At 56.7% G+C, this 7,351-nt stretch carries 6 protein-coding genes and 1 pseudogene; 6 read left to right on the top strand and 1 reads right to left on the bottom strand.

The genetic code is table 11. The annotated features are described in order from the left end of the window. Positions 1-114: 114 nt before the first annotated feature. The 5 genes from KDX37_RS28335 to KDX37_RS29480 all read left to right on the top strand — a co-directional run bounded on the left by KDX37_RS28335 (position 115) and on the right by KDX37_RS29480 (position 5,975). A complete protein-coding gene (locus tag KDX37_RS28335) occupies positions 115-1,254 on the top strand; it encodes a hypothetical protein (RefSeq protein WP_231656514.1) in 1,140 nt (379 codons plus the stop codon). Further along, positions 1,254-3,527, top strand: a complete 2,274-nt coding sequence (locus KDX37_RS28340; RefSeq protein ID WP_231656515.1) for a hypothetical protein — start codon at positions 1,254-1,256, stop codon at positions 3,525-3,527. Before KDX37_RS28335 ends, KDX37_RS28340 begins: the two co-directional genes overlap by 1 nt. 120 nt (positions 3,528-3,647) lie before the next feature. Next, on the top strand, positions 3,648-3,899 hold the full coding sequence (locus KDX37_RS28345; protein WP_231656516.1) for a hypothetical protein: 252 nt from the start codon (positions 3,648-3,650) through the stop codon (positions 3,897-3,899). 944 nt (positions 3,900-4,843) lie between these two features. Then, entirely contained in the window at positions 4,844-5,029 is a 186-nt protein-coding gene (locus tag KDX37_RS29585; RefSeq protein ID WP_231656518.1) for a DNA-binding protein, read from the top strand. 730 nt (positions 5,030-5,759) lie between these two features. Next, positions 5,760-5,975, top strand: a complete 216-nt coding sequence (locus tag KDX37_RS29480; protein ID WP_264759419.1) for a helix-turn-helix transcriptional regulator — start codon at positions 5,760-5,762, stop codon at positions 5,973-5,975. Positions 5,976-6,701: 726 nt separating this feature from the next. Here KDX37_RS29480 and KDX37_RS29945 read toward each other — a convergent pair. Then, positions 6,702-6,842 (bottom strand): annotated as a pseudogene (locus tag KDX37_RS29945) (IS3 family transposase); the annotation flags it as partial. An 87-nt stretch (positions 6,843-6,929) separates the two neighbouring features. Between KDX37_RS29945 and KDX37_RS28370 the strand changes: the two are divergent. Then, positions 6,930-7,289, top strand: a complete 360-nt coding sequence (locus KDX37_RS28370) for a hypothetical protein (RefSeq protein WP_231656520.1) — start codon at positions 6,930-6,932, stop codon at positions 7,287-7,289. Positions 7,290-7,351 lie beyond the last annotated feature (62 nt).

Here is a 7,351-nt window from a genome sequence, read left to right on the forward strand (position 1 = left end):
GATTACGAAGCCTTGCTGCCGTGGAACTGCGAACCTCGACTTCACAGCTAAGCGCTTTACCTATCTTTTGCCAGGTGGGGTTTATGGAGCGCTTACCTTGGATCTGTGCGCAACATGGGTGACGGTGTGGGCTCGTTCAGCCAGGCAGAAGCTGGAGACGCAGCTCTGGCAGCAACGAGATTTCAGCGCGCCAGTGACTTGCGTAACGGATACGCAGACCAGGACCGCTTGAAGATCGCTTTGGCCAGACAAGAACGGGACCGCAATTTCAACGTGATCGGCGAAAGCGGTCGAAAATCGCTAGGGCGGAGACTTGATAAGCACCGTGAGGCAGAGGATCAGAAGTTTGCGCAGGAACGCGACGTGAAAACTCGCAGCTTGGCTAATGCGGTAAATATCGCTCAAGACGCTGTGGATGATCAGCGCGATGGTCAGATTACTGATAGCCAGCAACGTCAGTCACAAAGGCTTGAGGACATCATTACCGCAGGGACCGCCCCAAACGCGACGTTGCAGCAACAGCAGGCATTCCAGCGCACGCTTGATCCGGACGGCTCCAAGACGCTGGCTAGGCAACAAACGCTGGCCCAAATAGACAAGACCACGGCAGAGGCAGACAAGGCGCGACGTGAAGCGTCGGCAACCGGGGTCAAGCTCACCGAATCGCAGTCCAAGGACCTCAACTATTTCGGCAGAGGGAACTCGTCCAATGACCGTCTTGAGGATCAAAGCAGCGCGTTGACTGCATCAGCGTCTGGCGAGCGCGGCGCTCTCCGTGGTCTGGCGGATACAGCGATACGCAGTATTCCTTTCGTCGGCGATTCGTCACTGGCCAATTCAATGGTTTCTAAAGAACGTCAGCAAGCTGAGCAGTCCGGCCGGGAGTTCGTTTCAGCCATTTTGAGGAAGGACAGCGGCGCGGCCATCACCAATCAGGAAATGGAAACCTACGGCAAAATGTTCCTGGCGCAACCAGGCGACAGCGACCAGGTTATTGCTCAAAAACACGAATCGCGCGTCACCGCCTTACAAGGTATTCGTGACGGTTTGGGCACCGCCGAAATTCTGGCCGCGCCGCTCGGTAGACCTGCTGATCGGCCAAACAGCCCCCAGCAGCAACAACCCGCGCAAAACGCTCAGTCCGCACCAGCCCAAGCGCCCATCTACCGGATCAGCACGGAAGAGCAGTTCGCACGACTTCCTTCAGGTGCCGACTTCATTGATCCGCAGGGCAACCATCGGAGAAAACCATAATGGCCGCATGGGACGATTCACCGATCATCATGCCCGCATCTGAGCGGATGAAGCCGACGAACATACTTCCAGACATGCAGGTCCATCAGGTAGCGTCCCAGCAACGTCAAGGCGGCTTTGCTTGGGAAAATGCCCCGATCGTTACGCCAGCGGTGCAAAGGCAGCAAAGCGCGTCCGCAATGCCCCCGGCCGCGGCGTCGGAACAAAGGCCCGAATCAAGCGCGCCTTGGTATGACAGCGCATTCAGCGACACTAAGGAAAAGGTGGGTGCTGGCACAGCAGCTATTAGAGGCGTAGGCGATGGCATCACATTCGGCTTCCAAGATGAAATCCTAGCTGGGCTGGACGCCGCCGTTCAGCCGTTTATCTCCACGCCAGAGAACGGTTCATCTGCAGACACCTGGCGCCAACGCTACGACGAGAACGTGGCCAACCAGCGTGCCCAGCTGAAAATCGGACAAGAGCAGCATCCCGTGACGTCGACTGTCGGCGCAGTGGTCGGTGGTATTGCGCCCGCTATTGCGTCTGGCGGGATGTCACTCGGCGCATCTGCCACCGGAGCTGCAGCGCAGCAGACAACGGGGCGCGCCATGCTGCAAGGCGCTGGTGTTGGGGCTGTGTATGGCGGAGCTTATGGTCTGGGCTCTGCCGAGGGTGATATCGGCGATCGGGTTCCGGGCGCATTGCGGGGCGCTGCGCTTGGCGGCTTAGTAGGCGGTGCTGTTCCCGCCGTAATCGGCGCGGCCAAGGCGGTGCGCAACACGGCATTCAACCCCGAGGTCCGCGCACAGGCGCAGCTCGGCCGCGCACTTGAACGGGACGGCCTTACACCCGATCAATTCCGTACACAGTACGACGACCTCGCTGTGCAGCATCCAAACACCGCAATCCCGGCAGACGCCGGCGGTGAAAACGTGCGGGGCCTTGTTGAACGCTTGGCCAACACGCCAGGACAGGCGAGATCGACGGTTGTCGAAACCTTGGCCCAGCGGCAGACCGCGCAACGAACCCGCATCTCGGATAGCGCGCGCAGCTTGAGTGGGGTGAACCGATCTGCAGATACAGCCATTGACGAAACAATGGCCCAGCGTGCGCGCGAAGCCGGTCCGCTCTACGCTGCAGCCCACGCAGAGGAAGTGCCGTGGACACCTGAGTTGGAAAGCCTCATGGCGCGCCCAGCCATGCAGGCCGCTTACCGTGACGCAGAACGCCGCGCAGCGAACCAAGGCCGCAAGTTCGACGGTCAATTCATGGAGATTGCTCCAGACGGCACAATCACTGCCAAAGCAGTCCCGCGCACCGGTGACCTTGATGTCATCAAACAGAACCTAGACGGCCAGGTTGAGCGGCTACTCAACTCAGGTGCCCGCTCCGAGGCTCGCGATATCGTCGGCATCAGAAATGACCTGCTGAGCGTTATGGATGCCAGCGCGCCCACCTATGCCCAGGCGCGCGCCGTATTCGCCGGGCACAGCCGTTATCTGGATGGGGTAGACCATGGGGCGATGATCATGAAACCCAATATTTCCCCAGAGCGCTGGGCAAGCGACATTGCAAGGCTGAATCCGTCGGAACAGGAAGCCGTTCGTATTGGTGCCATCTCATCCATCATCGGGAAGATCGGCAACGACGCAGCAGCCATGCCTGACATCACGAAATACCTGAGAAGCCCAAACGGGCGGGCGAAGATCGCCGCCATTCTTCCGGACGATGCCGCGCGTCAGCGGTGGGAAAGCTCGCTCAATCATGAGATCGAAGTTTCCAGACTCAGCGGCCGGGCACTGGGTAATAGCGCCACCGCACGGCGACAAGCTGAGATTGACGAAGCCAACGGAGTGATGAGCGATCTGGTGGCTATCGGCTTCAGTGCCAGTTCCGGTACAGGCTTGATGCATACCCTACTGCGCTCCCTGCCGCGGGCAGCCGGAGCAAGAATCAATGAGCGCTCCCAGCGGGTCTTGGCCAGCGCCCTGACATCGAAGGATGGACTGGACGCGCTCACCGGAGTGTTGCCTCGGGCAGTAGTTGGACGCAACGTGCCCGCGGTGGCGAGCATCGCAGCGGGTCAGGATGGATCTACCGATGCAGCGCGCCGCGCATCTCAGCGGCAGAACGAGATCCAGGCCGCAACAGCCGGCTACTACCAGACTCAGGGCGCAGCGAACCAAGCACTCCGCCAGGCTCGCCTCCGCAACGAGTACGAGGCCTTCAAGGTGCCTGGGACCGGGGCATGGTCGATACGAGCTAAGGAGCAGTCGGCACAATCGATCTAGCTCGGGCATACCGGACCTGCCCTGAAATCAAAAGGTTTGAGGGCGGGTGCGTCCAAGGTGAGGCAGTTTGCTACCAGTCACATAAATTCGCGTCATCTGGACTTATTAGGATGGCCGAGCATGCAACTGGTGACTGTTGGCAATGCAGCAATTTCACTTCCACGCATGCCTATCCGCACAACGGTTTGTGCCGGGGCGACGCTGGTCACGCTCGGTACTGAGACCATGCCTGCAATGCTTTGGGCAGCAATGCGCGGCCTCAAATGGCAGACTGTGAAGATGCGTCGTCTGCGGGGTGATACCTGGCAGCAAGCGCTTGAGCCCAAGCTCCGAAAAACCACCTTCATGAGCCGCTGGCGCCTAAACGGATAGGCATGATTTCGCGCAATTCTTCGCGCATCGATTTTACGCACTCAGCACTGCAGGCAGCGCGCTCAGAAGAATGAGACACATCGGGCTTGTCGCTCACAAGACGAGCCAGCAGGTACGCAGGTGGCTGGTACGCAAACAGGTACGCACGTTCACTGGGTTGCGTATGGAGCACTTCCCATCCTCTGCGGATAGCTGAAATTTCAACACATCGTGGCATTCATACCACTCTGGAGTGGTACCGAGAAAATCGGTACTGCTCTGGCGCTCATGCCCGATCAAGCACCGGAGGGCGCGCACGCCCAACCGAGGTATCCATCGCGGTGGTATCCATGTCGGTATCCACGGATTTGGAAACAAGACTAAATTCTGCTACCAGCGGATTGCTGACAGCTGTACGAACGCGAGCTAACACTCGGTTAACAGTGATGCGGGAGATGCGTGGTGTGCCTGGGCGATCATGGTTACGCCCAAGGTTACGCATCTGCGATGCTTGAACAGACCGGTGTAACAGGCATTGCAGTGGGTAACGCGGTGTTGGCAACATCAAGTTGTAGGCGTATCCCTATGCATGCTGAGCCTGGTTTCCAAAGGCGAGGTTTCCACAAAGGTTTCCACGGAATTGCCTGGCAACCCTGCTGAGCGGCTTTACGGAAAAAGCCAATCATGCGGACGAAGCCAGCATGGAGCAAACCACCCAAATTCCGGGTAGTTTGGGAAAGTGCTATTTTCGTAGCAGTTCGGACAGCCTTTGCAAGACTCGTGCGCTTCAGAAGGAGTGACCCATGCGAAGCAAAAAGACGCTTACATCGCTGCTTCAGGAGCTTGTCGAAAAGCAGGACGCGGTGTCGAAAGCGATTGAGGATATATCCTCGTGGGCTGCCGAACAGCAGAGTTCAACAAGAACTCCATCTGCCAGGCCGGGGGCGAAAGAGCGAACTTCAGAAATATTCGCGGGAGCATGGTTTCGGCAGGAGCTCCTGCCAGCAGTCTTTGGAATCACAACCGAGGCCGCGCCCAAATACCGATCAAACGGTTTGTGGCTGGAGGGCAAGCACTGGCGCAAAGATCCGGCAAACCGGGTCGTATACAGTCGCCAGGCTATCGAAGCGTGGATGGCTGGCGAACTTTAATCATTTAAGGGCGGCTCAACAACGCAAAGCGAAAATGTTGCGTTCGAAGCCGTGGGGTCGTGAAACGCTACCCATTTTGCTCAGAAAGAGCTGTCAGCGCTGCAACCTCAGCCCTTCCTTCTGTCGGTTTGACCGTTGCTCAAGCGTTACTCCTCCGGTACGTTTTAGCTGTCGGGACTTCGTGTCTCGGCCGGCTAGCCTGGTATCCATTAACACTGGTCGCTCGCTGCGCCGGGCTGGCCGTCATGCAATCCGCGAATCAGCATCTGACTGATGCCTCAAGGGCATGCCTATGGACAACACCGTCATTCCGCCGCGAATCCTGAGAGCGAACCAAGCGCATGGCTATCTCGGGATGTGCCGCGACGAATTCAACAAGACTGTGCGGCCTTACGTTAGAGAGTTTCCTATAGGTCTGAGGGGAGTAGGTTTTGACCGACTGGAGCTAGATGCCTGGGCTGACCGATACATTGAGATAAACGCGGTCCCCAAATCATCATCAGGCGTGCAGCGACCACTCTCCGAAGGTCGTATGGAGCCTCTTTCCAAAAGTATCGGTCTCGGTTTACCTACCACCCCAGGCAAGCGCAAAAGCGAATACGATTTTGAAAAGGCCTTGGACATGGTTCGCAATCGGTCTGAAAGCAATCGGTCTAAAAATAGGTAAATGCACTCTGCTGGAGGTGATGCTCTCGGGTGGTGCGTAACAGTAATATGCTGGGAGGCTGTCATGAGCCAGGCTGAGGAACCGACAATAGAGTTCATCAAGCTGCCTTCTGTAAAGGCGCTTACGGGACTAGGCACAACAAAGATCTATGAGATGGCCAAAGCTGGGACATTTCCGCGGCAAGTGCGTCTCGCTGGTAGATCGGTGGCCTGGGTCAAGTCAGAGGTGCTGGCGTGGAACCGGACGCAGGTGGATGCCGCTCGAAAGACGAGGTCATGATCACGTCAGGGCATGCTGTAGTACGATCAAACCGCTCATCGGAACTCGATAATAATTTACGCCCTTCCGGGAGGGTAATTCGGGAAAATTCCGCACAGCAAAAGGCACCGTGTATCCCCATGTGTATCCCTAATAAAGTCCGATCCTTAAAAATACCTGTAATTCAATGACATGACGATCCAGTTCAAGTGACTGTGTACCACCAAGTACCGGCTTACAGATATCAACGATGTCTATAAGCCAATCAAGAAGCCCGCCTAGTGCGGGCTTTCTTGTTTCTGCTCATATCATCTTGCGTCACCTTATCCCTTCTCGCCTGTGTCGCGGCATGCATCCTTCGACAATAATTGAGCCGAAGGACAAGCCTTGAAGCGATTCGAAATCAAGCGCCGTCCGCTCTCTGTCGGGATAGCGACTTCCTCTGAAGACGGGATGGCCTGGAGTTGACCAAGCCAGATTTAAGGGAATCGATATGCGCTTTACCCCCATATGATCAATGGCTGCTGTTGTTGCCGGTTGTAGCTCCCACGCTCCCAAACCTGTAAGCGCTGCTGAAGCGAGCCCAATGCCTGTTTTTGAAGAGTCAGATGCAGGATCTCCCCCTGGATTGGAGTAGCAATCTCTGGTCAATCAGAGAACGGGCAAGGCGCCTGGGCTGCACTGATGCGCAAATGACAGCGCTCCCCGATAAGCGGCGCCCAGAGGGAAAGCCTTCAAGGCCAGTCATGAATCAAAAATCGCTCCTTGATACAATGAAAGTTGCCGCGTTGCTCGTAGGCCATTGATTACCAGATCCGTATCCGGTTTGCTCGACAGCGCCGAGCCCACCACCCGGCGCGCGAAGAGACTCATGACGATGGCTATGAACGGGGCGCGCTAACCGTGCGGGAACAAGTGCGTTAGCCCCTCACAGAAACCTGACTTATATTTTGTTAAATGAATATGGATATTGTAATGAGCAAGATTGCCCTGCCGTTTTTGATGCTGTTGCTGTGCCTGCATGGTTGCGCCGAGATGCCTGCGTACTCGAACGTAGAATCAGATGTGGTGAGCGATGAGTCCCGTTACACCGTTGTCGAAACAGACACTTATGCCGGAAGGAGCAAACGCAGCCTGTTCGACATGCAGCCCAACTTGAACATCATCCGGGTCAACGACAAAAAAGTCGGAGACATCCCGTTCTCCACTTACTACTACAAAAATGACTCGCCCCAGCGCGCTGTACTCAATCCAGGCAAGTACACCCTGCAGCTTGAGTACCGACTGCCTAGATACTTCGTAACCGCTCCATTAACCCCACATTCAAAGCACTAAGCTAATGCCAGATGCTGGGCTCCCGATTCTCTCAGGAGCCCATCGATCATGATGCGACCCGA

Source organism: Pseudomonas californiensis, assembly GCF_021147775.1.
Classification (GTDB): Bacteria; Pseudomonadota; Gammaproteobacteria; order Pseudomonadales; family Pseudomonadaceae; genus Aquipseudomonas; species Aquipseudomonas californiensis.